Here is a 24,457-nt window from a genome sequence, read left to right on the forward strand (position 1 = left end):
CCTAGAGTTTGAAATGAGTGGCGTAGGTCTGGTCTTTCCAGCGCAGCAACTTGCGCTCGGCGAGTTCAACACCGGCGTAGAGCACAAACCCCAGCGCCATCAGGCTGAAAATCCCGACCCAGACGGTGTTCAGGTCGTACAGCGAAGACGCGACGAAAATCACATGGCCGATGCCGTAGCTGGACGAAATGAACTCGCCGACCACGGTGCCGACCAGCGCGAAACCAATGTTGATGCGGAAGGTACTGATCACGTAGGGCAGCGACGAAGGCACGACCACTTTGGTGAATATCTGCCACTTGCTGGCACCCAGCGAGATCAGCATTTTCTGCAGGTCCGGGTCTGTGTCTTTGGCCGCCTGAAACGCCGCCAGCAAAGCCACGATCGAGGTCAATGAAATCGACAGCGCGATCTTGGAGATCAGGCCGGTGCCGAACCAGAGAATCACCAACGGCGCGAAGGCTATTTTTGGCACACTGTTGATGGCTACCAGGAAGGGCTCGATCACCCTGGCTACGTACGGGGAATACCACAGCAGCAAACCTGGCGCGGTGCCCAGCACAGTGCCCGCGACGAAGCCGACAATCGAAGCCCACAGCGTGTAGTAGGCGTGTTCCCACAGTTCGCCCGATTGAATCAGCTTCCAGCCCGCCAACACGGTGCCGCTGGGGGAGCCGAACAGGAATGCAGAAATGAATCCCGCCCGTACGCCGTACTCCCATGTACCCACGACGATCAGCAGAATCGCCAGTTGCACCAGTCCCACGGGGATACGTCGAGGCGGCGATGGTGGGGCCTTGATCGGCAGGGTCGCGGTTGAAGATGACTGGCTCATGAGGCGTGGGTCCTGGCAGCGGTCTGGATGTCCAGCTCTCGACACAGCAGGTCGAAGTAACCGGCAAAGCGGGGATCGTGGCGCGCTTCCAGCGGGGAACGGGTTTGCAGATCGATACGTTGCTCGCTTTTGACCCGGCCGGGGCGCGCGCTGAGCACGTAGATGCGCTGGGAAAGGGCGATGGCCTCATCGATATCGTGAGTGACCAGCACCACCGTTTTGCCTTGCTGGCTGGCGGTCTCCACCAACATGGCTTCCAGATAGAGACGGGTCTGGTAATCCAGCGCCGAGAATGGTTCGTCCAGCAGCAGTATGTCGGGATCGGGCAACAAGGTTCTCGCCAGCGCCACACGCTGACGCATGCCGCCGGACAGCTCTTTGGGGTAGCTGTTCTGAAAGGGCAGCAGACCGAAATTCTGCAGATACTCACGGGCCCGGTCGACGGACTCCGCTCGTGGCGTGCCTTTGACTTCCAGACCTACGATTACGTTTTCCAGCACCGTGCGCCACGGCATCAACAGGTCGCGCTGCAGCATATAGCCGACGCGTCCGCGCAGATGCGGCACCTCTTGACCGTCCAGTGCGATACGTCCGCTGTCGTGTTCAAGCAGGCCAGCGAGGATATTGAACAGGGTCGACTTGCCGCATCCGGAAGGACCGATGATGCTCACGAACTCGCCGGCCTGGACCTGCAGGTTGATGTCGTCGAGCACCGGTACGGCCTGAGCGTGCGCGTTGAAGGTTTTGCACAACTGACTAATCGCCAGTTTGGCGGTCATGCCGAGTGATCCTCATGCAGTTCGGCGGCGACGATGTCCTCGTTCGGCACTTCCAGGGCTTCGTTGAAACGCTTGAAAAAACTGCACAGCGCGATGCGGATGGTCAATTCCACAAGCTGTTCTTCGCTGTAGTACTCGCGCAGTCGGCGATGCACATCATCGCTGATACGGTCGGGCGTCAGCGTGACAAGTCGTGAATAGTCGCGCACCAGCAGGTCCTGTTCATCCAGGCCGGGTACATGCTCATCGAGCAAGTGTTCGATCGCCTCAAGGCTGATGCCTTCAGCCGCAAGCTTGGGTTCATGCAGAGTGATGCAGTAATGGCAGGCGTGGGCCTTGGACGCGGTGAGCAGGGCGATTTCCAGGTGCCGGGGTGAAATCAGCCCATCGTGCTTGGACTGAACCAAATAGCCGAACAGATGCTCCAGCGCCGGAGGGCGATGGGCGAATGCGCCGAGCAGACTGGCATATGGGCCATAGTCTTGCAGCAGGCGATCAAGGGTGTTGGCAGTGGTGGGTTCAAGGTTCTGGCGATCCAGGACGGTAAGGCGAGACATCGACGTCGATCCGCAGGCAAGGGGACGCGATTTTAGGCAGGTAATAAAAAAGCGCTAAATACCGAGTTGGAATGAGCTTATGTGTTTGTTCCGAAGGCACTCATGTGTTCTCTCGAGCGCCGCGCCGCGTGAATCTCTCGCGGGGCGGCTGCCGATGTGCGCTGCCTGAGGAAAACCGCTGAAGTGACCCTTGCAAGGACGAATCCCGGGTCACCCGGAGCACCCAAATCAGTGCCACACGACATCTTCGATGCGGATCTTTTTCGGCAACAAGTGATTCTCGAAGAACAGGTCGGCGGTAGCCTGCTGGGCGGCGATGATTCTGGCGTCTATCGGCAGGATTGGAGAGGGCGGCCGGTTATCCAGATAACGAGCGATCACGGTTTCGGGCAGGCCCATTGAACGAGTCAGAATGTCGATGCTTTGCTGACGCTGGCTACGCGTGGTCGCCTCGGCGGCAGTTAGCTGTTCAAGCACCTCGTTTACAAATGCCTCATGGCTTTTTGCAAAGTCGCGCCGTGCGGTGTAGATCGGGCCGGATAAGCCAAGGCCTTCACCATTGGCCAGCAGGCGGGTATGGCCTTCGAGCAATGCCAGCGAAGCATAAGGGTCCCAGATCGCCCAGGCATCGACGCTGCCTTGTTCAAAGGCGGCGCGGGCATCGGCGGGGCTGAGGTAGATAGGCTGGATGTCCTTGTAGCTCAAACCGGCCTTGTTCAGGGCCCGCAGCAGCAGGTTGTGGGAGCTTGAGCCTTTCTGGAAAGCGACTTTTTTCCCCTTGAGATCAGCCACGTTTTGCAACGGACTGTCTTTGCGCACAAGGATTGTTTCGGCGGCGGGCTTGGCGGGCTCGGCCCCCACATAAACCAGATCAGCCCCGGCAGCCTGCGCGAATAACGGCGGGATATCGCCGGTGGAACCCACATCCAGCGCGCCGATGTTCAACGCTTCAAGCATCTGCGGCCCGGCAGGGAATTCGATCCACTGCACCTTGGTCTCGGCAAAGCGCTTTTCCAGAAGGCCTTGTTCCTTGGCAATGACTAGCGCGATGGAGCCTTTCTGATAGCCAATTCGCAAGGTTTGCGGGTCATCTGCCAGGACGGCATGGGCCGAGAAAAGGCTGATCAGGCCCGCGAACAGGAGCGTGAAGGTTTTCATTTTTGCGGTGTGCTCGTAGCGTTTTTCGGTAGCGACAGAAATCATTGTGAGTCTCGACGGGAAGCGGAAGACGGGGCGACCTGCGCGGGCCAGTGATAAAACTCCAGGCCCAGTGCGCTGCGATTCTTGAAGCCCTTCCAATAGCTGTGATCAGGTTTTTCATGTCCGCTTTCATCTTTCGACCATTTGCCCGCGGAGGCCAGCGGCACCAGGCTAAGCCAGGCCTCGCGGTCCAGTCCCTTGAGCTGTTGGTCGAGAAAGGCGAGGACGAAATGCTGATTGATATTGTTGATTCGGCTGGAATCCCAGACCGGTTCGGCATAGGCGGAGAAGTCCTCGGGATGGCTGCTGGCAGCCTGTGGCGGCGGATTGGGCGCAATGTTGTGCCGTGCGTTTTGATAGACCAACAGGTAGCGATTGGCATTGATCGCGCCTTCTGCCAGCCGTCTGACGCCCTTGGCGTAACCCGCTACATCGTCCTGATCTCCGGCGATGAACAGGCTTGGGACACGCAGGCTTGCCAGCCCCTTTTCATCGAACAGACCTTGCTCGCCACCCCAAGGCGCAAAGGCAACCAACGCTCTGATGCGGCTATCTTGCCGGGCTTCAAAATCGGGATTTCCCGCTTGTCTGGGCTGCAATCGGTTGCCCGGTACAAAGCGCGCCGCCGCCGCGCTCGTGCCTACGCCCGCTGCGTTCAATACACCGTAACCCCCCATTGAATAGCCAACCAGGGCGGTGTGGCTGACATCAATTTCGCCCGCAAGGGGATTGCCACTTGCCGGTGCCGCCCACTGCGCGACTTGATCCAGCACGAACAGAATGTCCAGCGGGCGGTTGAGCAAGGTACTGGCAAACCCGGCCTTATCGGCGCGGGTTGATTCGGTGTGATCAATGGCCACCACCACATAGCCGTGGGAGGCGAGGAACTCGGTCAGGTAACTCATCTGCAGGCGTGACCCCGGGTAACCATGAGACACGATGACCAATGGAAAGGCCCTGCCTGCCAAGGGCTGCGCGTCCCGTGCTGCGCGGCCTTCAAAGGTGAACGGGGTATTGGGCCGGGCCGGGTCGTTGGCACCGGCGCCCAGCACATCGGTGTAAGTGGTCAGCTCGGGCTGGCTTTTGCCTAATTGCGCCGGGTACCACACCTCCAGACGCAACGGTCGGTCGTAACGCGGTTCGCTGGCCGTGGCGCTGACCGCCAACACGTTGAGCTGGTCAGGATGCACGACTTTTGCAGTGCGCACGCCAACCTTGTAAGGCCCCCGTGCGGCCAGCTCGGGAGCGTCCGGGCGCGCATCGCCATTGAGCGCAAAAACGCTGGCCGACAGGCTCCAGGCCAGCATCAGGCAAGCGGTCTTCGAGGTTATGAAATTCACCTAAACACTCCCGGCGAAGCGATGACGCGGTCGTTGCAGACCCAGGTTTTCCCGCAGCGTCTGGCCGCTGTATTCGGTGCGGAACAAGCCACGGCGCTGCAACTGCGGCACCACCTGAAAGGCAACGTCCTCAAGCCCGCCCGGCAGATGCGGCACCAGCACATTGAAGCCATCTGCGGCGCGCTCCTCGAACCAGGCCTGTAGTTCATCGGCGATCTGCGTCGGCGTGCTAATCAGGTTGTAGTGACCACGGCCCCCGGCGATCCTGCGCCCGAGCTGCGCCAGGGTCAGGTTTTCATCTTCTGAGAGTTGGGTCAGCAGTTTCTGCCGGCTTTGCTGCCCGCTCTCGGTCAATGGCAAGGCGGGCAGCGGTTCATCGAGGGGGTAGCCGGACAGGTCAAAGTTGCCCAGCATGCGCCCCAATAACGCGACACCGACCTTGGGCTCTACCAGCGCCTGAAACTCCTCGAATTTCTCCCGGGCCAGTGCTTCGCTGTCGCCGACCACGATAAAAACACCCGGCATGATTTTCAGCGCGTCCGGGTCACGGTCAAAGCGTGCCATCCGGCCCTTGAGGTCGGCATAGAATTGCTGCGCATCGGCCAGAGAGGTTTGGGCAGTGAACACCACTTCTGCGGTTTCGGCTGACAGCTCGCGGCCGACTTCCGAGGAGCCCGCCTGGACAATGACGGGTTGCCCCTGTGGGGAACGGGCGACGTTCAACGGGCCTTTGACCCGGAAGTGCTCGCCCTCATGATCCAGCACGTGCAACTTGGCCGGATCGTAATATTCGCCACTGGCTTTGTTGCGAATGAAGGCATCGTCCTCCCAGCTGTCCCATAAACCGGTCACCACTTGATGGAACTCCCGCGCCCGGCTGTAGCGCTCGGCATGGCCGATGTGTTCGTCGCGTCCGAAATTCTGCGCTTCTGCTGCAGCATCGGAGGTCACCAGATTCCAGCCAGCGCGACCGCCGGACAGGTGATCCAGCGAGGCGAATTTACGCGCAACATGGTACGGCTCGTTGTAGCTGGTGGTGGCGGTGCAGATCAGGCCGATATGCTCGGTGACTGCACTGAGCGCCGACATCAGGGTCAGCGGCTCGAAGTGATCGGAGCGGGCCATTTGGCTGGCGCTGGCACCGGTGGCAGCAGCGACGCTGTCGGCGACGAACAGCGCATCGAACTTCGCTGCTTCGGCCACTCTGGCCAGGTGTTTGTAGTGCTTGAAATCCAGCCCGGCGTCGGCCGGGACATCCTTGTGGCGCCAAGCGGCGACGTGGTGCCCGGTGGCCATGAGAAAGGCGCCGAGTTTGAGCTGGCGGGGCGGAGTAAGCATAGTTTGGTCCTTGTTGAATCAGTGGCAGATCCACAGGGTTTGTGACTGACGCAGATCCTGTTAGAGCGGCTGCCCGCGATGAGGCTCGACGCGGGCAAGCCTTGCTCCCACAGGAATGGCGGTGTGGTTACGGTCAGAAATCCTTGCGCACCTGCACGCCGAAATAACGCTCATCATTTCGGGGCACAGAGCGATAGATGTAACCACTGCCGCTTGCCAGGCCGGGCGAATAGGATTTGTCGGCGAGGTTTTTCGCAAGCAGCGCTACACGCCAGCCTTCGTTGTAGTCGGCCAGGGCGACGCTGGCGTTCCAGATGCCATAGGCGCCTTGTTTGGTGTCCGGGTTCTGGCTGATGTCGTACTGCACTTCGCTCTGCCAGTTGTAATCGGTGCCCAGTTCGACATCCAGGCCGTTTTCAAGCGGGATGGTGTAGTCGGCGCGCACATAGCTTTTCCAGTCCGGCGAGAAGGGCAGGGTTTTGCCGTCCACATTGCAGGATGCCGCTGCACCTGCCGGGCATGAGAAGGTGTCGATACGCGCCCGGGTGTAAGCCAGCGCACCGGACAGCTTCAGGTTTTGCGTGGCCTGCAGCGCAAGGTCCGCTTCAACACCTTCAGTGCTGACGCTGCCTGCGTTGATCAGTCGAGTGACTACCTGACCGGCCACGGTATCGAAGAAGTTCGCCTGATAGTTGTCGTAATCGCTATGGAAGACCGCCACGTTGGTGACCAATCGATCATTCCAACTGGTGGCTTTCACGCCCAGCTCCCAGGTGTTGGAGGTTTCCGGCTTCAGCGGATCGGTGTCCCGGGGCTGCATGTTGAAGAACACGTTGTAGGCCGGGCCTTTGTAGCCACGGGAGTAGGCGAGGTATGTCATCACGTTGTCGGTCAGGTCGTATTGCAGGCCCAGTCGCCCGGACCAGCCGTCTTCGTCCACTGAGCCGGAACTGCTGGTCGCCGGTTGAATGCCGCTAACGGTCGTGGCTGACGTCGACAACCTGCGGTGGTCATATTCCAGTTCGTCGTGGGTCCAGCGCAGGCCGGCGATCCCGCGAAATGCTGAGGTGAAGTTCAGCGTGGATTCGCCAAATACCGAATAGCTGTCGCTGGTGGTGCTGTAGTCCGCAACGCCGACGTCGGTGCGGGTGGTCGTCACCAGGGCGCGGCGATAGGTTTCATCATCCTTGCCATGCATGTAATACAGCCCGCCGACGTACTCCAGAAACTGGCCTTTTGGAGAGGCCAGGCGCAACTCCTGAGAGTACTGATTGAAATCCAGATCGCCCTTGTCTTCGGTGCCAGGGAACGCCGCACTGATGGTCGCCAGGCGATCGCCGTCCTGCCATTGCGTGTTGTTCCAGCCTCGCCATGCGGTGATCGACGTCAGGGTGTAATCCCCCAGGCTCCAGTCCAATTGCGCCGACAGGCCTTTGTTGATGTCTTCGACGTGGCTGCGGTAATCGCTGACGATATCGCGGTTGTCGCTGCTGGCACGCACCGGTGCAAGGGCACCGGCAAAGGCGGGCGTCAGCGCAGAACTGATCACGCCATTAGGTGTGTCGTCATGGGACTGCATGTAATCGGCGATGACGGTCAGTGTGACGTCGTCGTTAGGGGTGAATTCCAGCTTGCCCCGCGCGCCTTTGCGGTTGTAGCCATTGACTTCCTGACCATTGGCCTTGTTGTCGACGTTGCCGTCGTAGCTGCCAAACAGAGTGGTCAGCGAGGCTTTGAGGGTGTCGGGAATCAGGCTGCCACCGATGCCAAACCGTGTGCGGCTTTCGTTGCCGCTGTAGTACGACTGATCGATATAACCATGTGTTTCAGCGCTCGGCGCCTTGCTGATGACGTTAAGCACACCTGCCGAGGCGTTCTTGCCAAACAAAGTGCCCTGTGGGCCGCGCAACACTTCGATACGCTCCAGGTCCAGCAGGTCCAGAGTGGCTTGGCCGGGGCGCGCGTAAACCACACCGTCCACTACTGTCGCGACGGTCGGCTCTACGCCCGGTGAGGTGGATATCGTCCCCACGCCGCGGATGAAGAGCGAAGTGTCCTTGTTTGACGCACCGGTGCGGAAGTTCACGCTGGGAATCTGCTGGACGATGCTCGACACGCTGTTGCGATTGTCTCGCTCCAGTTGCTCGCCATCGACGACCGACACGGCCACCGGCACTTTTTGCAGGGATTCTTCCCGGCGGGTGGCGGTAACGGTCACGGCCTGCAAGGTTGCGGTTTGCGCATCGCTACTGTCCGCAGTGCTTTGTGCAGCCTGGCCGTACAGTGACGTCAAGGCCAGTGCCGCAGCGACGGCTTGCGCGAGACGCGTTGGTTTGATGATTTCCCCAAAGGTGTGTTGCATGTCGATGCTCACTTGAAAGATGCCCTGGTTGCCGTGACTCTTCGGTCACTGCGCCTGATGTGTGCCTTGGCTGTCCGGCGGCATTCGCTCAAGCGAGTAGCTGACAAGATCGCTACGTTAGCGCTAACATCGTTAGTATCGGCAACGACGAGATAGATCGTCAAATACTCAAAAATTACTTTTATATTCCTTTTTGTTAGATAGGCCGGAATCTTGAGCGATCAGAAGAGCCCGCCGCGCAAACGGCGTGGAGCAGGGCGCATCACCTTGCAGACTGTTGCCACGCACGTCGGGGTTTCGACGATGACGGTTTCGCGTTATTTCAATCAGCCGGATCAAGTCTCTGAAGAACACCGGGAGCGCATTGCCGCTGCCGTTGCAGAGCTGGGTTATGTGCCCAATATGGTGGCGGGCGGCCTGGCTTCGGCGCGCGGCAGGATCATCGGCATGGTGGTGCCGAACATTTCGGGGCCGATTTTCGCCAATACCATCCAGGGGTTCAGCGACACTCTCAGCCGCCATGGCTATCAGCTGTTGCTGGCATCCAGTTACTTTTCGGTCGAGCAGGAAGAAAGTGCGGTGCGCGCGTTTCTGGGCTGGTCCCCGGCGGCGTTGGTGGTGACCAGCCACTTTCACAGCGCAGCTACCGAAAAGATGCTCGCCGATGCGGATATCCCGCTGGTAGAAACCTGGGACTACCAACCGGACCGGGCGCCGATTCAGATTGGCTTTTCGCACTTTGAGGTCGGGGTCACCGCTGCGCGATATCTGCACGGCAAGGGGTATCGGCGCATTGCGTTCGTGCAGAACAGCGCGGCGGGTGACTTTAGCGCGCTGGAACGGCGCGATGGCTGTTCGGCGGCGCTGATCGAGTTGGGCCTCGATCCCATAGAGTTTGCGCCGGACCCTGATTGCGCACCCTTCGAAGCTGGCAAGCAGGCCATGCAGGCCTTGATGAGTCGGCCGGACAAGCCCGATGCCATCGTGTTCGCCAACGACAATCTGGCCGCTGGCGCACTGCTCGCTGGCCAGCGCGCCGGACTGCGAATCCCGCAGGATTGCGCTGTGCTAGGTTTCGGTGACTACGCCTTCGCCGAGATGCTCATGCCGAGCCTGAGCACGATAAAACCTCCAGCGCTGGAAATCGGCGTCCTGGCCGCCACCCGCCTGCTGCAAAGTCTCGGGGTGGTCGAGCAGGAGGGTGAGTTGCAGCGCTTGAATCTGCTGGCTTGTGATGTGATTGAACGCGAGAGCGCCTGAGAGGGCGAGCATCGCATCCGTTTTTGCAGCGCTACCTCATGCAGGAGCGGTGCCCTTGAGGTATATCTGCGCGGCATTACCGCCCAGCCCCTCGGCCCCGACGAAGAAGTCGCTCACGCGTTTGTCGTAGACGATAGGGTTGACCACGGTCGAAATGCCCAGATCGGGCAGGTCCTCGACGATGGTTTTCTGGAACTCGGCAAACAGCTCAAAACGCTTGGGCACATCGGTCTCCACCGCAGCCGCTTCCAGCAACTGGTCGACCTTTGGATTGCTGTAGTGAGCGCCGTTGGAGAACGGCACGCCGGGCTGGAAGTTCTTCGACCAATACAGCCGCTGCACGCCCACGGTCGGGTCAAACAGGTTGCTCATGCCGTTGAGGGTGAAGTCGAAATCGCGGTCGGTGTAGACGCGTTTCACGTAGGTCGCAAAATCCTGTGAGCGCAGGGTCACCTGAATCCCGATCTTCGCCAGCGCCTGCTTGATGTAGTCGGCGGTGCGTCGATAGGTTTCAGGGCCAGGCAATGGGTCCAGCGTAAGCTTGAAGCGTACGCCGCTGCCATCGCGGGCAAATCCTGCGTCGTCGAGCAGCTGATTAGCCTTGGCCACGTCGAACGCGTAACGCGGCAAGTCCGGTGCATAGAACGCTTTCATGTCCGGGCTGATCGGCCCGTAAAGCGGCTGTCCGTAGCCGAGGAAAATGGTCTTGCGGATGAACTCAAGGTTGATCGCGTGGGCAATGGCGGTGCGCACCTCATGTTTTTGCAGGTACTGATTGTCGAAGTTGAATTCCACGCGGGTGATGCCGTTGATGTACGGCTCGCCGCGGTCCTCGATGCTCAGGCGCGTATTGCTTTTGATCCGGTCGATATCACTGAGCGGCACGCCGCCGGTCGAGATATCGATTTCACCGGCCTCCAGCGCAGCGACGGTGGCCGCCGAGTCGGCAATGAAACGCACGATAATGCGATCCAGATACGGTTTGGGCGCGTCCCAATAGTTGGGGTTGCGCTCCAGAATCACGTGGCTGCCGCGCACCCATTCCTTGAACACGAAAGGCCCGGTGCCGATAGGTGCGGTGGCGTTGGCGTGGGTTTCCGGGCGCGCGTCGCCGTACACATGTTTGGCCACAATCGGCGATTCGCATGCAGCGAGTGCCGTGAGCAGATACGGCGCGGGCTTGCTCAGCTTGAGCTGCACCAGATGCGGGTTGATTGCCGTGACGCTCGCGACGTTGGCGAAGGTCGCGCGGCCTCGCGGGTTGGAGGCCTTGAGGGTTTGCAGCGAATACACGACGTCGTCGGCGGTAAAATCCTGACCGTCGTGCCACTTCACCCCTTCGCGCAATTTGAAGCTGTATTCCAGGCCGTCATCGCTCACGGTCCAGGCGGTGGCGAGTTGCGGCAGCGGCTTGAGGTCCAGATCGTAGGTCAACAAGCCTTCGGTGACCTTACCGGTGATGTACACCGCAGCACCCGCCGTGTGAGTCAGGTTCACCAGAATCGGCGGTTCGATGGCGATGTGCATTTTCAGGGTGCCGCCGCGCACGGGGGTGCCGTCGGCGAACGAGAAGCGCGGCGTCAGTTGCAGGAGGGTGCCGCTGGCGCCGGCGTAGACCAGCAGTTGGCGTCGAGTCAGGGTCATCATGGGTTTCCGTCAGGGCTGGGCCGAAGTCATTTACGGCCTTGAGCGTGAGTGGGATTGAACGCGTCGGTGAGGCCGTCGCCGATCAGATTGAAAGCCAGCACCGTGAGAAAGATCGCAAGGCCGGGGATCGCCGTGAGGTACCAGGCGGTACGAATCTGTTCGCGACCGCTGCCGATCATGCTGCCCCAGCTCACCTGATTCGGATCGCCCAGGCCCATGAACGACAGTGCCGATTCCATGAGTACTGCCGAGGCGACCATGATCGAAGCGGTGACGATCAGCGTCGGCAAGATGTTCGGCAGGACCTCCAGCACGATGATTCGCAGATGCGTGTAACCAACGCTGCGAGCGGCGAGGATGTACTCGCGTTCGCGGATCGAGCGCACTTCGGCGCGCACGAGACGAGCGACCGTCGGCCAGGAAATGATGCCGATGGCGAAGATCAGGGTCGGCACCGAAGGCTGCGCAATGGCGACCAGCGCCACCAGCAATACGAAGCTGGGCATGGTCTGGAAGATCTCGATCAGGCGTTGCAGGCTGTAGTCGATCCGGCCACCGAAATAGCCGGCGAGGGCGCCAATGCTCAGCCCCAGCGAAACGCCGAACAGGCTCGCCAGAATCCCCACTTGCAGCGACACGCGCCCGCCGTGAACCACGCCGGCCATCACGTCGCGGCCCAGAGCGTCGGTCCCCAGCGGGTAATGCCAATCCTGTCCCGGCCAGAGCAAGGCGTCGGCTTCCATACCCAGCGGATCACCGGGATAGAGCAGGGGCGCAAACACGGCGAGGGCGGTGATGGCGATCAAGAAAATCAGTCCGGCCAGCGCGGTGGGGTTACGCATAAAGCGCTTGAAGGCAGGGCTGCGGCGCGTACTCATCGACGGCTCCGGATGCGCGGGTCGAGCCAGGTTTGCAGCAGATCCACCAGCACGTTGGTGATGATCACCAGCAGTGAGGAGATCAACAGAATGCCCAGCAGCACGTTGTAGTCACGCGCCATCACCGCATCGTAGGCCAGGCGTCCGAGACCGGGGAGGCTGAACACGGTTTCGATCACTACCGCGCCCCCCAGCATGCCGCCAAAATGCAGCCCGGCCATGGTGGTGATCGGCAACAGCGCGTTGCGCAGTACATGCTTGAACGTGATGACCCAGGGCGACAGGCCCTTGGCGGCAGCAGTGCGCACGTAGTCTTGAGCGCCTGCTTCGAGCATTGAAGCGCGTGTTAGCCGCGCGTAGATCGCGATGTAAATCAGCGCCAGGGAGCTGGCCGGGAGCGCCATGTAGCGCAAGGTGTCGAGGATGCCCGCCCAGCCGTGCAGCTCTGCGCCGATCGTGCCGGCTCCACCTGTGGGCAACCAGCCCAATTTGACCGAGAACACCACGATCAGCATCAGGCCGATCCAGAAACCGGGCACTGAATAAAAGAACTGCGAACATACCGACAGCACGCGATCGGGCCAGCGCCCGTGCCAGTGGGCCATGAGCATGCCCAGCGCGATGCCCAGCACCAGCGAGAAAAACAGCGCCAGCAGCATCAAGGTCAGGGTGGTACCCAGACGCTGGGAGATCAGGGCTTCGACGGTTGAGCCGTAGCGTGGCGAATAACCCAGGTTCAAGTGCGCCAGATTGTTCAGGTAATGCCAGAGTTGCACGGGGATCGACTGGTCCAGACCAAACTGGGAGCGCAGTGCGGCGAGACTTTCTTTGGTCGCTGATCCGGATTCGCCAGCCATGACGTCGGCTGCATCGCCGGGGGCCAGTTGCAACAGAAGAAAGTTGATCAACAGAATACCGAGCATGGTCGGCAGGGTGTGCAGCAAAGTGCGCCAGACGGCGTTGCTTAATGTCAGCAATATCTTCATTGAATGATCCCGGCAAGTGCGGCGCTATTAACTATTTGCTTATAACCTTTGTCAATGAAGGAAAAAGTAATAACGTTATGCTTTTGCACTTATCTAAGCATAGATAAAAAAGATATACCTTGGTCAATGCCCGGAGATTGACGGGCCGCAGTCGGATCATTACTGTCGGCCTCCAACCTGTTACATGCGCTGTACAATTTTCGCATATTCCGAAAAGTTATAGGGTCCACCAAAGTGGGTGGAACGCTTGTCCCTGTTTAATTAAATGAGGCTAGTGTGGCGCTTAATCATTCTATTGATGTTGACTCGACCCGTTTCGACACTTCGCCCGCCGACCGTTTGCAACGTTTGCTGGCAAAAGTACCCGGATTGGTCGAAGAAATAGCCAAAGACGCTTCCCGGCGTGATCTGGAGCGGGAACTGCCGTTTGCAGCTTTCAAACTGATCAGCGCTGCCGGGCTTGGCGCGTTACGGGTGCCTGGAGATTTGGGTGGCCCAGCCGGCAGTGTCAGTCAGTACATTGAGCTGATCGCCACTCTGGCAAGCGCCGACCCCAATGTTGCACACGCGCTGCGCTCACACTTCAATTTCAGCGAAGCGGTGATCCATAGCCCTGACAGCCCGGAAAAACGCGATTACATCAGCAAGATTCTTGACGGCAAGCTTTTCGCCGGCGCACACACTGAAGTGGGGGCGCCGCTGGGGACGATTCTGACGAGGCTTACTCAGGACGGCGCCAATTACCGTCTCAACGGCAAGAAATGGTACGCCACGGGCTCTGCGTACGCAGACTTTCTGTCTTTCTCCGCCACCGACGACAGCGGCAAATTGATCTCCGTGCTGCTCCCCGCTGACAGGGCTGGCATTCATGTGTTGGACGACTGGGACGGCATGGGTCAGCGCCTGACGGCCAGTGGCGGTGTGCTGCTCGACAACGTCGAGGTGTTCGCCAGCGAGATCAAGACCCGCAGCCACAACGCCGACGTCGGACGCCATTGCTCAAGCCTGCGCCAGCTGCACCTGGCGGCCTGTGCTGCGGGGGTGGTGCGCAACATTCGCGCGGACGCGGTCAGTTATGTGCGCAAACAGGCGCGGGCCGCGATGCACAGCCCGGCGGATATCGCCCGTGACGATCAGTTCGTGCAACAAGTCGTCGGCGAAATAGCCGCTAATACCTATGCTGTGGATGCATTGATTGCCAATACCGCGCGCATTCTTGATCAAAGTTCGGTTGCGTTGTTTGTTGCTCCGGCAACACTTGATCAACAGTTGATAGACGCATCGATCAGCAATGCGCAAATGCAAGTGGTGGTTGCCAAACTTGCCCTGCGTTCCGCTGAAGTGTTGTTTGAAGTGGGCGGTGGGTCCGCCACGTCGCGTAAATACAATTTTGATCGGCACTGGAGAAACATTCGGACAGTGCTCAATCACAACCCGTTATTGCACAAAGCCCGCGTCGTGGGTGACTACTACTTGAATGACAACACCACGCACTTGCGCGAAGGACTGGTCTTTTAAGTCGTCATCGGCAATCGAAGTGTGCAACACCGTTCAATGTTTCAACCCGGTTCACCGTATCAATACCGTGTCAGCTAAAAACCTATAAACGCGCAAGACCCCGCCAGGTACCGCTCTTTTAATAATCCTTGTTCGATGGCCAGGAACGTCCACCACGCCAGCAATAAATTGATTTTTTGCAGGTAGTCGCATGAATGCTCGTTTGAATACCCCACGCTCGCCCCTTGGACTGATGGTGTCCATCGGCGTCATGACGCTGTGCGGCAGCGCCGCCGTGTTTGCCGATGACGCCAGTGCCCCCCGCAACTCCGCCCAGTCCGGCAAAGGCGATGATGCCCTGGAAACTGTCGTGGTCACCGGGTCCCGCGCCGAGAAGCGCACCGTGGCGCAAAGCCTTGCGCCGATCGATGTGATCAGTGCCGAGGACCTGGCGCGCTCAGGCAAACAGAACTTGCGCGATGCCTTGGCCGCGCAAGTGCCGTCGTACACCAACGACGCAGGTTTTACCGGTGCCAGCGGCATCGCTGTGAAGTCAGCGACCCTGCGTGGGCTGGGTGGTAACGCGGTGCTGGTGCTGGTCAACGGCAAACGCCGGCACAACACCGCGCAGATTTTTCACCAGTCCTCGGCGACCTCCAACGGCCAGTCGCCGGTGGATCTGGACCTGATTCCGATCAGCGCAGTCGATCACATTGAAGTGCTGCGCGACGGTGCCGCGGCCCAGTACGGTTCCGATGCGATCGCAGGTGTGATCAACATCATCCTCAAGCGCAACAAAAGTGGCGGGCAGGCCACCGCGCTTTATGGCCAGTACGGCGAGCGGGAAGGGCACAAGGGCTTTTACGGCGCCACCGGTCAGACCTCGCTCAATCAGGGTTTCGAGCTGCCCAACGATGGTTTCTTCAGCTTGAGCGGCGACGTCAAAATCCAGGAGACCAGCAACGCGGCGGGCTCGGTGCCCGATCGCACCAAGATCTACGCCGGCAACGACCCGCGCGAATACGGAGAAAGTCGCTATCGGCAGACCATGGGCCAGCCGCGGGTTCAGACCTATAACGCTGCTTACAACATGGAACTGCCGCTCAACGACGAGCTGGACTTCTACTCGTTCTCGACCTTCAGTCACCGTGATTCCACAGGCTTTGGCACGTTCCGTACCGCGGTCTCGGCCCAGAACGTTCCAGAAATTTATCCCGATGGTTTCCAGCCCAAATTTCGTTCGGTAGAAGACGACTTCCAGGGCGCGTTCGGCCTCAAGGGCAAGGACGTTCTGGGTTGGGACTGGGACGCTTCGACCAACTGGGGCCGCAACGACGTCAACCTGCGCAACGACGACTCGCTCAACGCCTCGTTCGGACCCGCCAGCAAAACAGATTTCGATAACGGCGATGCCATCTTCAGCCAATGGACCAATAACCTCGACATCAATCGTGGCTTCGATACGGGCCTGTTCAAAGATCCGTTGCGCGTTGCGGCAGGCGTCGAGTACCGGGTCGACACTTATCAGATCCGCAAAGGGGAATTCCAGTCCTATGCCGATGGCGGTTACGTCTACCCAGTTGGATCGCCAAATGCCGGTAAGCGTCCCAATTCGGGCTCCGCAGGATGGGGCGGCTTCAGTCCCGCCGCCGAAGGCAGCTGGGATCGCAGCAACACCGCAGGTTATGTCGACTTTACGCAGAAGCTCACCGACAAATGGGAAGCGAGTCTGGCCGGGCGCTTCGAGCATTACAGCGATGTGGGCGACACCACCAGCGGCAAGCTGTCCACGCGCTATCAGCTCACGCCTGAGTTCGCCTTGCGCGGTGCGGTCAACAATGGCTTCCGCGCACCGTCCCTGCAACAGCAGCACTTTTCGTCCAGCACCTCGGCCTGGGGCGTGAGCCCGATTACCGGCCAGTTGCAACAGCAAGTCACCAACTACGCTGTGCCGGGGTCAGTGGCCGCCTCGGCTCTGGGCTCCAAGGAACTCAAGCCGGAGAAGTCACGTAACTACAGCGTTGGCTTCGTCGCGACGCCGACCAAAAACCTGGACCTGTCGGTGGACTTTTACCAGATCGACATCAAGGACCGCATCCTCCAGACCAGTTCCCTGAGCGGCCTGAACGACCCCAACGTCGCCAGTCTTCTCGCCGCCGCCGGTTTGAGCACCAGCCAGGCAGTCTCCTACTACGGCAATCTGGCCGACACCCGCACCCGCGGTATCGATCTGGTGGGGGATTACCGTATTGATTACGGGCCATACGGTCGCGGCAAGTGGACCCTGACCAGCACCCAGAGCCTTCAGGAAATACGTGGCATCAATGAGCCCGACTCATTGGCGGGTACCGGCGTGAGCGTGCTCGGTCGCGACAAGCAGGGCAACCTGACCAGCGCGTTCCCGAAGAACAAGACGGCATTGCAGCACACTTGGTTCATCGATGACTTCGAGGTCACGCTCAAGGAAACCCGCTATTCGGCGGTGACTGGCAAGAACTACTACAACGAAAACCGCGACGAGAAGATTAGGCCCGCGTTCATCACCGATCTGGACGTTGGTTTCAATGTCAGCGACCAGATGAAGGTATCGATTGGCGGCCTGAACATTTTTAACAAACGGCCCGAGCAGCTCTCCGAACAGGCCAAGCTTTACTACCTGTTTCCAGTCGATAACCCGGCCTACAGCTGGTACTCGCCCTACGGCGTGGACGGCGGCTACTACTACGCGCGACTCGACTATTTCTGGTAATCGCGGCGGCGGTCGGGTCTTACGGACCTGACCGCTTCAGCCATTCATTCGCGCTCTTTCAACCGATCCAGAACAGGACACCGAAATGGCTCAGCCACAACTCAACCCATCGTTTGAACGGTCGGCCTTTCCTACACCGCTGGACCATGCCGACAGCCCGTTAAGCAAAGCCCTCAAGCAACCGTTGTTGCTTGGGGTGTTTCTCAACATGCAGGACATCCGCCTGACCAATCACCCGACGTCCAACACCTGGACGTTCGACTACAACGCCAAAATCGTTCAGCAGGCGGAAGCGCTCGGGTTCGAGCTGGCGTTCAGTCGCACGCAGTGGCTGCCCAAGGGCGGTTATGACGGCGAAGCGTCGCTGGACTCGTTCATTGCTCTCGGGGCCATGGCGGCGATCACCAAAAGCATCATGCTGGTCTCGACCATTCATGTGCTGTACGGACCGCTGCATCCGCTGCACATCGCCAAATACGGCGCGACGCTGGACCACATCGCCAAGGGCCGCTGGGGCATCAACATTGTTACCGGGCACCGGCCTGTGGAGCATGAGATGTTCGGTCGTCCGCAAATCGAGCACGACCAGCGCTATCAGCTGGCGGGTGAGCTGTTCGACGTGTTGAACACGTTGTGGAGCAGCAACGAGAATTTCACCTACGAGGGGCAGCACGGCTGGAAAATCAAGGACGGGTTCATCACGCCCAAGCCGTTGTATGGCCGACCGATACTAGTCACCGCCACCGGTTCCGAGGCGGGCATTGATTTCGCTACCAGCCAGTCCGACCTGATCTTCATCACCAATTCATCGGGTTCGGGCATTCGCGAAACCTTGGAAGACATCCCGGCCCACGTGCAGAAGATCAAGGCCCGCGCCCGTCATTTTGGACGTGAAGTGCGCACGATCATCAATCCGATCATCGTCAGCCGCGACACCGAACAGGAGACCCGGGAGTACCTGGAAGGCATCGTCGGCAACAAAGTACCCGGCGCGTTCGGCAACCACAAGGCGTACGCCAGCGACGCCCACGCCTGGCGCGGCCGCGCGGAAGGCTCGCGCAATACCGGGTTGGGGCTGGGCGGCAACATCGAAATCGTCGGCACCCCGGAGCAGGTGGTCGAGCAACTGGTGGCGCTCAAAGCGGCAGGGATCGACGGCGTGCAGTTGAATTTCCACGACTTCGCGGTGGACCTGAAGCACTTCGGCGAACGCATCTTGCCGCTGCTCAAGGAAGCGGGTTTGAGGGTGTGATCGTACGGGTCACAGCGGCGCAGCTGAACTGTAGGAGCGAACTTGTTCGCGAGGCGGTTTTGGCTGAATGACCATTTCCAGTCGCCTCGCCAACGAGTTGGCTCTACAGAAGATGCGGCGGCGGTGATCCACTGAAAAATGGTCAATCATCTATTCATCAGGAGCACATCATGAGTCTGGAGTTCATCGGCCATACCAGCAGCCGCAGCGGTGCCGAGGTGATCGAGGCCAGCGGCCCGATCATCGACAAGGCGTATATCAAGAACCTGGCGCAGATTGCCGAAGCCAACGGTTTTGATCGCTTGCTGATCGGCAGTTTCGCGACCTGGCCGGACAACAACCAGATCGCCGCCTACGTGCTGCACAACACCGAACGGCTGGGGGTGATGCTTGCCCATCGGCCGGGCTTCGTCGCCCCGACCGTGGCCGCGCGGCAATTGGCAACGCTGGATCAGTTCAGCGACGGTCGGCTGGCGGTGCATGTCATCAGCGGCGGCACCGATGCCGATCAACAGCGCGACGGTGATTTCCTCGCCCACGACGAACGTTATGCGCGCACCGCCGAGTACCTGACGGTGGTGAAAAAGGTCTGGCACAGCGATCAGCCCTTTGATCATCAGGGCGATTACTACCGCGTGAAAGGCGCGCTGTCGACCGTCAAACCGGTGCGTCCAGAGGGCTTGCCAATCTTCTTCGGCGGTTCATCGGCAGCCGCGTTCGAGGTCGCAGGCCAGCATGCCGAGGTGTATGCGTTGTGGGGCGAGTCCCTGGCGCAAACGGCGGAAACCATCGCCAACGTGCGTAGGGCGGCCGCCAAATACGGACGCGAGGATCAGATCAAATTCCTGCTGGCGTTTCGGCCGCTGGTGGCCGACACCGAAGAGGCCGCCTGGGCCCGCAGCCGCGAGCTGTTGGCTGCAGCGAAGGCCAAATATCCACCGGCGCCGACGCTGAATGAAAACGTCGGCTCCCAGCGATTGCGCGACGCCGCGGCCCAAGGCGCGGTACTGGATCAACGCCTGTGGACCGAATTTGCCGCCGCCACCGGCGCTCACGGCAACTCGACCGCACTGGTCGGCACCCCGCAACAGGTGGCCGATGCGTTGCTCGAATACCACAAGATCGGCGTCGATAAATTCCTGATTCGCGGTTTCGATCCGGTGCCGGACACGCTGATTTTCGGCCGTGACGTGATTCCTCTGGTGCGCGCCGCTGTGGCCAGATATGCCTGAATCAAGCCTCATTGGGCAGATGTTCGGCGTTAGCACCTTGATACCGGAAGGCGCGGCGTGGCCATCGGCGATTCGGGTCGAGCACGGGCCGTTGAGCCGATTGCCTGCGCTATTTCAACAGCCGCTGTTGAACAGCCTTGAGTCGTTGGCCGACCGCTATCGAGGCCCGCTGTCGTTTGGTCGTGGCTTACGCTCGCCGCAGACCTTTGACAGTCATGCCAACGCCGCCAGCCTGGTGCACTTGGGGCTCACCGTGTACCTGCAGGACGTGGCTGGCACCCTCAATGGCGCGCCGGCTTTTCTGCGTCAACTGGAGCGTGAACTCGGGGTCGCGACCGGCAGCGCCAGGCTCAGCGCGTTCGCCTCTGCCGGTGACGACGGCGTGTCTTGTCACTACGACGCCGAAGAAGTGATTTCCATCCAGCTGCTGGGCCGCAAGACCTTTCACTTCGCGCCCATGACCGAGATCCCGCTGCCCTATGGCGCCCAGTTCGGGCCGGACATGGTGGCCGTGGAAAACCTCTACGAACAGGCGCGTGACGGCTTTCCCGATCCAGCGCATGCGACCTTTGAAACCCAAGAGATGCAGCCAGGCTCGGTGCTGTATCTGCCGCGCGGGACCTGGCATAAAACCGAGGCTCAGGCGCCATCACTGTCGCTGAGTATCGTGATCCGCCCGCCCGTGGTGGCTGAGGCACTGCTGGGCTGGTTAAAGCCGTGGCTGATTGGAGATCCGCGCTGGCGTCTGCCGCTGTATGGCGACGTCGACAAAGCTGACGTGCAAGCGCTGTTCTCGGAGCTGGCAGGGCGATTGAGCGAGAACGCCGTCACCCCTGTTTTGCGCTGGAACGCAGAGCCTTCGGCCGAGGAGTGGGAATTACTGCGAGTGCCTGGCTCGCAGCTCACGTGGACCGACAGCCCGCAGGCGTCAAATGGGTTGTCGCGACCGCGATTGCGGGTCACTGCCCTTGATCAGGACTGGCGCCCGCGCGTCACTCTGGACAGTGAAATGCCTGAAGTGCTGCGGCCTGCCATCGTTTGGCTGCAGCAACGACAAACCGTGTTCAATCTGCACTGCCTCAGTGACGCGTTGCCGCAGATTGCCGGTCGCGATCTGCGTCAGTTGCTGGACCTGCTGGTCAAGGCCCACGCGCTGAGGCCATTGGTGCCGCGTTAGGCCAGGCGCACTTCAGACAGATTGCCAATGAAGCCGCCGCCTGTGGAGTCCGTCAGGTTGAGCACGGTGCTGCGCGCCAGCAATGCGTCTTCGCTTGAGATGATCGGAATGCGCGGCAGGTCCTCCAGTACTTTGGTCTGCACCTGGTGATAGAGATCCCAGCGGCGTTTCGGATCATTGTCGACTTGCGCCTGCTCCAGCAAGCCATCGACTTCGGCGCTGGAATAGTGGGTGGCGTTGGAATATGCAACGCCTGACTGGATGTTTTTGGACCAGTAAAAACGCTGCAGGCCGATGGCTGGGTCCGGCGCGGTGGAGGCGGGGGACAGGTTGGTGTCGAAATCGTACCGGCCGTACACGCGGTCGATGAACTGGGCGTAATCCTGATTGCGGATCTCCAGCTTGATGCCGATCTTGGCGAAGGTGCTGCGCAGGAAGTTCGCGGTCTGTTGATACACCGCTGAAGGACTGGGGTCATTCTTGATGCGCAAGCGAATGCCGTCCTTGTCCTTTGTCAGGCCGGCGGCTTCCAGCAGCGCTTCGGCACGTTTCAGATCGAAGGGGTATTGCGGCACATCGGCGCTGTAGAACTGCGGAAAGTTCTTCGGGATCGGCGAGTCAGCGGTGGTGCCTTGCCCCAGCAGGATATTTTTCAGAATGAACTCCTTGTCGATGGCGTGGGCGAAGGCCTGACGGACGCGAATGTCCTGGAATTCCGGCCGTTGCAGGTTGAATTCCAGCGCCATGATGCCGGTGCCGCCGTAGGTGTTCAAACGGTCGTAAACAGTCAGTGCCGGGTTGGTTTTCAGGCGTTTTATTTCGCTATTGGACAGGGTGTCGGCGTAGGCCACCTGCACGGCGCCGGTTTCCAGCGCCGCCGATACCGAAGACGGGTCGGCGATGAAGCGATAGATCACCTGATCCAGCAGCGGTTTGCCTGACTGCCAGTAATGGGGGTTACGCTCCAGGGTCAGGTAGTTGCCGCGCACCCACTCCTTGACCCGAAACGGTCCGGTGCCGATGGGTGCGGTGTTGGCCGGATTGTTGAGGATGTCGGTGTCAGCGTACAGATGTTTGGGCAGCACTTGCGAGTCGCGGGCGTTGAGAGCACTGAGCAAATATGGCGTGGGTTTAGACAGGTTCCAGACGGCGGTGAGCGGGTCCGGGGTGTCGACGCTTTGCACGTTGGGGAACGCCGAGCGGCCCCGGGAACTGTATTTTTTCCATACCTCCATGACCGAGAAGGCGACGTCCGCTGAAGTGAACGGCTTGCCGTCGTGCCAGAGCACGCCGGGGCGCAGTTTGAAGGTGACCTGCAAGCCATCTGGGCTGAAACTCCAGCTTTCGGCGAGCTGGGGCTGCGGGCCGTTGGTGGGGCTGAGGTAGAGCAGGCCGTCGAAAATCTTCGGCGAAATCAGCTGAGTTGCCGGCGCCGTGGTCAGGCCGGTCGTCAACACCGTGGGTTCAGGGTTTTGCGCAATAATCAGTGTGCCGCCCGCGCGGTCGGCGAAAGCCAGGCGTTGTCCAAGCAAGCCGACCACGGCGGTGGAAGCCAGCGAGTAGCCGAGAAATGTACGTCGCGTCACCATGTGGGTTGATTCCTTATTGATCGTTAGTCATGACGTTTCTGCCCGGAGGGCGTAGGAGTCCAGCTTGCTGACGATTTGCCGGGAACCGGCAGCAAAACCTGCACATGCGGGCCGCCGGGTACAACAAGAGTGTCTGGTTTCAGACCTGCTGCGCAGCCCATCGCTGGCAAGCCAAGCTCCTACGGCCTGCGGCCAGAATCAAAAGCCTTGCTACAACAGCAAACCTTTTTCTGCCCGGAGGGCGTAGGAGTCCAGCTGTAGACGATCTGCTGGGTACCGGCAGCAACACCTGAGAACACGGTATGTCTGAAGTACCGAGATGCCAGGATTTGGGGCCGCTGCGCAGCCCATCGTCGGCAAGCCAGACTCCTACGCCCTCCGGGCAGAAGCGGCATCGCGACGCGCGCAAACTCCGTTGGAGCGAGGCTTGCCCGCGAAGCTGAGCGTGCGGTGTGTCAGGCATACCGAGGAGTCAGCTCCGCGGGCAAGCCTCCAACATGAATACAGGCCGTCAACCCTGCCCAAGCAAATGGTATTTGCCGATCAAATTGAATTTCCACGCCACGGGGTCATGAACGGTGTGGGTGCGGGCGTTGCGCCAGTGGCGGTCGAAGCCGTATTCAAGGCGGGTGGAGCTGGCGCCGCCGAGCTGGAACAGTTTGTTGCTGGCCAGCAACGCGGCTTCGGTGGTGAGGATTTTTGCCGCCGCCAATGCCGAGGACACCTTCCCCGAGGGCCCCGGTCCTTGCTCGGCCGTGACCTGATCGAACAACGCCGCCGCCCGTTCCAGCACCGCTTCTGCGGCATGAATCCGGGTGTGCAGGTCACCGATGATTTCCAGCACATAAGGGTCTTGAGCCACGTCGGTCACGCCAGTGCGCGCATAAGGCCTGGCATGCTCGCGGACGTAACTCAGGGTGTCGGCAAACGCGGCGCGGGCGATGCCCAGGTCCAGCGCGCTGTGAAACAAGTCAGGAATACCATAGGTATTGGCCTGGGTTTTACCCAGTTCGGTGTTCAGCACATGGCTGTGGTCGACGCGTACGTTGTCCAGCAGCAGTGTGCCGCTGGCAGTGGTGCGCTGGCCGAAACCATCCCAGTCATCGATGATGGTCAGGCCAGGGGCATAACGGTCCAGCACGGCAGTTTTCGACAGACCGTCCTCGTCCACACAACCGATGGAAATCAGCTGCGAAAACAGCGCCCCTGTGGAATACGCCTTCGAGCCATTGACCCGGTAGTGATCGCCTTCGCGAGTGATCTGCGTGCGCGTGGTGCCCGCCGGCAGACTGCCGCCCTCGGCATGGCCGTTGCCCCAGCGATAGCCCTGGAGAATCTTGCCAAAGAACAGCTGCTTCTGTTCTTCGCGGCCCACCGCTTCGATTACGCTGCACGCCAGAATAATGCTCAGCAACAACTGGCCAATGGAGGCGTCGGCCTCGCCGATGATCGCCACCACTTTGGTCAACGTCAGGTACGACACTTCAACGCCGCCATAGGCACGCGGCACGCGGATCGCCAGCAAACCGCTGCGCGCGCAGTCTTCCAATTCCTGCCACGGCAATTGGCGCTCGATGTCACGCAGCTGCGCAGTGTTTTTGAATTGCGCCGCCAGTCGCTGGGCGATTTCCACCGCCTCATTCTCACTGGCAATCACGTGCGCCGCCGTTGTCGGTGCAACCACCGGTCGGTGCTGCGGTTCGGAGGATATAAAGCGTGGTGCGGCAAATCCGGTATCGGTCATGGGTGAGTCCTGTTCCTTGGGAGCATCAACGGTTC

18 protein-coding genes are annotated in these 24,457 nt (G+C 60.2%); 6 read left to right on the top strand and 12 right to left on the bottom strand.

Annotation, left to right across the window (positions count from 1 at the left end; genetic code table 11):
* Position 1: 1 nt before the first annotated feature.
* The 7 genes from ACWKWM_RS26500 to ACWKWM_RS26530 form a co-directional block, all read right to left on the bottom strand.
* Positions 2–835, bottom strand: a complete 834-nt coding sequence (locus ACWKWM_RS26500; RefSeq protein ID WP_483836626.1) for an ABC transporter permease — start codon at positions 833–835, stop codon at positions 2–4.
* A complete protein-coding gene (locus tag ACWKWM_RS26505) occupies positions 832–1,614 on the bottom strand; it encodes an ABC transporter ATP-binding protein (RefSeq protein ID WP_483848945.1) in 783 nt (260 codons plus the stop codon). The genes ACWKWM_RS26500 and ACWKWM_RS26505 overlap by 4 nt, the downstream gene beginning before the upstream one ends.
* Positions 1,611–2,171: a carboxymuconolactone decarboxylase family protein gene (locus tag ACWKWM_RS26510; protein WP_483848946.1), complete on the bottom strand. Its 561-nt coding sequence runs from the start codon at positions 2,169–2,171 to the stop codon at positions 1,611–1,613. Before ACWKWM_RS26510 ends, ACWKWM_RS26505 begins: the two co-directional genes overlap by 4 nt.
* A 228-nt stretch (positions 2,172–2,399) precedes the next feature.
* Positions 2,400–3,329: an aliphatic sulfonate ABC transporter substrate-binding protein gene (locus ACWKWM_RS26515; protein WP_483848971.1), complete on the bottom strand. Its 930-nt coding sequence runs from the start codon at positions 3,327–3,329 to the stop codon at positions 2,400–2,402.
* A 41-nt stretch (positions 3,330–3,370) separates the two neighbouring features.
* Positions 3,371–4,711 (bottom strand): alpha/beta hydrolase family protein, encoded by a 1,341-nt coding sequence (locus ACWKWM_RS26520; RefSeq protein ID WP_483848947.1) that lies wholly within the window; start codon positions 4,709–4,711, stop codon positions 3,371–3,373.
* Complete coding sequence (locus ACWKWM_RS26525) at positions 4,712–6,049, bottom strand: LLM class flavin-dependent oxidoreductase (protein WP_483848948.1); 1,338 nt, start codon at positions 6,047–6,049, stop codon at positions 4,712–4,714.
* A 133-nt stretch (positions 6,050–6,182) separates the two neighbouring features.
* Positions 6,183–8,411 carry a TonB-dependent receptor gene (locus tag ACWKWM_RS26530; RefSeq protein WP_483848949.1) on the bottom strand — a complete coding sequence of 743 codons (2,229 nt, stop codon included), beginning with the start codon at positions 8,409–8,411 and terminating at the stop codon, positions 6,183–6,185.
* Between the two features lie 213 nt (positions 8,412–8,624).
* Here ACWKWM_RS26530 and ACWKWM_RS26535 point away from each other — a divergent pair, with 213 nt between their 5' ends.
* Positions 8,625–9,671, top strand: a complete 1,047-nt coding sequence (locus tag ACWKWM_RS26535) for a LacI family DNA-binding transcriptional regulator (RefSeq protein WP_483848950.1) — start codon at positions 8,625–8,627, stop codon at positions 9,669–9,671.
* A gap of 36 nt (positions 9,672–9,707) precedes the next feature.
* Here ACWKWM_RS26535 and ACWKWM_RS26540 read toward each other — a convergent pair whose 3' ends face one another.
* The 3 genes from ACWKWM_RS26540 to ACWKWM_RS26550 are packed head-to-tail and all read right to left on the bottom strand — an operon-like array spanning position 9,708 to position 13,182.
* Entirely contained in the window at positions 9,708–11,315 is a 1,608-nt protein-coding gene (locus tag ACWKWM_RS26540) for an ABC transporter substrate-binding protein (protein ID WP_483848951.1), read from the bottom strand.
* 29 nt (positions 11,316–11,344) lie between these two features.
* On the bottom strand, positions 11,345–12,196 hold the full coding sequence (locus ACWKWM_RS26545) for an ABC transporter permease (RefSeq protein WP_483848952.1): 852 nt from the start codon (positions 12,194–12,196) through the stop codon (positions 11,345–11,347).
* On the bottom strand, positions 12,193–13,182 hold the full coding sequence (locus ACWKWM_RS26550; RefSeq protein WP_483848953.1) for an ABC transporter permease: 990 nt from the start codon (positions 13,180–13,182) through the stop codon (positions 12,193–12,195). The genes ACWKWM_RS26545 and ACWKWM_RS26550 overlap by 4 nt, the downstream gene beginning before the upstream one ends.
* A gap of 276 nt (positions 13,183–13,458) precedes the next feature.
* Here ACWKWM_RS26550 and ACWKWM_RS26555 point away from each other — a divergent pair, with 276 nt between their 5' ends.
* The 5 genes from ACWKWM_RS26555 (at position 13,459) to ACWKWM_RS26575 (ending at position 21,089) form a co-directional block, all read left to right on the top strand.
* The gene (locus tag ACWKWM_RS26555; RefSeq protein WP_483848954.1) at positions 13,459–14,700 is read left to right on the top strand and encodes an acyl-CoA dehydrogenase family protein; all 1,242 of its coding nucleotides are present in this window, start codon (positions 13,459–13,461) and stop codon (positions 14,698–14,700) included.
* A gap of 190 nt (positions 14,701–14,890) precedes the next feature.
* On the top strand, positions 14,891–17,428 hold the full coding sequence (locus ACWKWM_RS26560; RefSeq protein ID WP_483848955.1) for a TonB-dependent receptor plug domain-containing protein: 2,538 nt from the start codon (positions 14,891–14,893) through the stop codon (positions 17,426–17,428).
* A gap of 85 nt (positions 17,429–17,513) precedes the next feature.
* Entirely contained in the window at positions 17,514–18,680 is a 1,167-nt protein-coding gene (locus ACWKWM_RS26565; protein ID WP_483848956.1) for an LLM class flavin-dependent oxidoreductase, read from the top strand.
* A gap of 170 nt (positions 18,681–18,850) precedes the next feature.
* Positions 18,851–19,912 (top strand): LLM class flavin-dependent oxidoreductase, encoded by a 1,062-nt coding sequence (locus ACWKWM_RS26570; protein WP_483848957.1) that lies wholly within the window; start codon positions 18,851–18,853, stop codon positions 19,910–19,912.
* Entirely contained in the window at positions 19,905–21,089 is a 1,185-nt protein-coding gene (locus tag ACWKWM_RS26575; protein ID WP_483848958.1) for a JmjC domain-containing protein, read from the top strand. The genes ACWKWM_RS26570 and ACWKWM_RS26575 overlap by 8 nt, the downstream gene beginning before the upstream one ends.
* Here ACWKWM_RS26575 and ACWKWM_RS26580 read toward each other — a convergent pair.
* Both ACWKWM_RS26580 and ACWKWM_RS26585 read right to left on the bottom strand, forming a co-directional pair.
* Positions 21,086–22,678, bottom strand: a complete 1,593-nt coding sequence (locus ACWKWM_RS26580; RefSeq protein WP_483848959.1) for an ABC transporter substrate-binding protein — start codon at positions 22,676–22,678, stop codon at positions 21,086–21,088. The two genes, ACWKWM_RS26575 and ACWKWM_RS26580, sit on opposite strands and share 4 nt — an antisense overlap.
* 511 nt (positions 22,679–23,189) lie before the next feature.
* Complete coding sequence (locus tag ACWKWM_RS26585) at positions 23,190–24,422, bottom strand: SfnB family sulfur acquisition oxidoreductase (RefSeq protein WP_483848960.1); 1,233 nt, start codon at positions 24,420–24,422, stop codon at positions 23,190–23,192.
* Positions 24,423–24,457: the final 35 nt, after the last annotated feature.

Source organism: Pseudomonas rosaeacicularis (genome assembly GCF_057128745.1).

What these genes read in the sequence shown, in the direction of transcription:
- ACWKWM_RS26500 (WP_483836626.1), bottom strand. Translation starts at nt 835, where the DNA reads ATGAGCCAGTCATCTTCAACCGCGACCCTGCCGATCAAGGCCCCACCA.
- ACWKWM_RS26505 (WP_483848945.1), bottom strand. Translation starts at nt 1,614, where the DNA reads ATGACCGCCAAACTGGCGATTAGTCAGTTGTGCAAAACCTTCAACGCG.
- ACWKWM_RS26510 (WP_483848946.1), bottom strand. Translation starts at nt 2,171, where the DNA reads ATGTCTCGCCTTACCGTCCTGGATCGCCAGAACCTTGAACCCACCACT.
- ACWKWM_RS26515 (WP_483848971.1), bottom strand. Translation starts at nt 3,329, where the DNA reads ATGAAAACCTTCACGCTCCTGTTCGCGGGCCTGATCAGCCTTTTCTCG.
- ACWKWM_RS26525 (WP_483848948.1), bottom strand. Translation starts at nt 6,049, where the DNA reads ATGCTTACTCCGCCCCGCCAGCTCAAACTCGGCGCCTTTCTCATGGCC.
- ACWKWM_RS26530 (WP_483848949.1), bottom strand. Translation starts at nt 8,411, where the DNA reads ATGCAACACACCTTTGGGGAAATCATCAAACCAACGCGTCTCGCGCAA.
- ACWKWM_RS26540 (WP_483848951.1), bottom strand. Translation starts at nt 11,315, where the DNA reads ATGACCCTGACTCGACGCCAACTGCTGGTCTACGCCGGCGCCAGCGGC.
- ACWKWM_RS26545 (WP_483848952.1), bottom strand. Translation starts at nt 12,196, where the DNA reads ATGAGTACGCGCCGCAGCCCTGCCTTCAAGCGCTTTATGCGTAACCCC.
- ACWKWM_RS26550 (WP_483848953.1), bottom strand. Translation starts at nt 13,182, where the DNA reads ATGAAGATATTGCTGACATTAAGCAACGCCGTCTGGCGCACTTTGCTG.
- ACWKWM_RS26560 (WP_483848955.1), top strand. Translation starts at nt 14,891, where the DNA reads ATGAATGCTCGTTTGAATACCCCACGCTCGCCCCTTGGACTGATGGTG.
- ACWKWM_RS26565 (WP_483848956.1), top strand. Translation starts at nt 17,514, where the DNA reads ATGGCTCAGCCACAACTCAACCCATCGTTTGAACGGTCGGCCTTTCCT.
- ACWKWM_RS26570 (WP_483848957.1), top strand. Translation starts at nt 18,851, where the DNA reads ATGAGTCTGGAGTTCATCGGCCATACCAGCAGCCGCAGCGGTGCCGAG.
- ACWKWM_RS26575 (WP_483848958.1), top strand. Translation starts at nt 19,905, where the DNA reads ATGCCTGAATCAAGCCTCATTGGGCAGATGTTCGGCGTTAGCACCTTG.
- ACWKWM_RS26580 (WP_483848959.1), bottom strand. Translation starts at nt 22,678, where the DNA reads ATGGTGACGCGACGTACATTTCTCGGCTACTCGCTGGCTTCCACCGCC.
- ACWKWM_RS26585 (WP_483848960.1), bottom strand. Translation starts at nt 24,422, where the DNA reads ATGACCGATACCGGATTTGCCGCACCACGCTTTATATCCTCCGAACCG.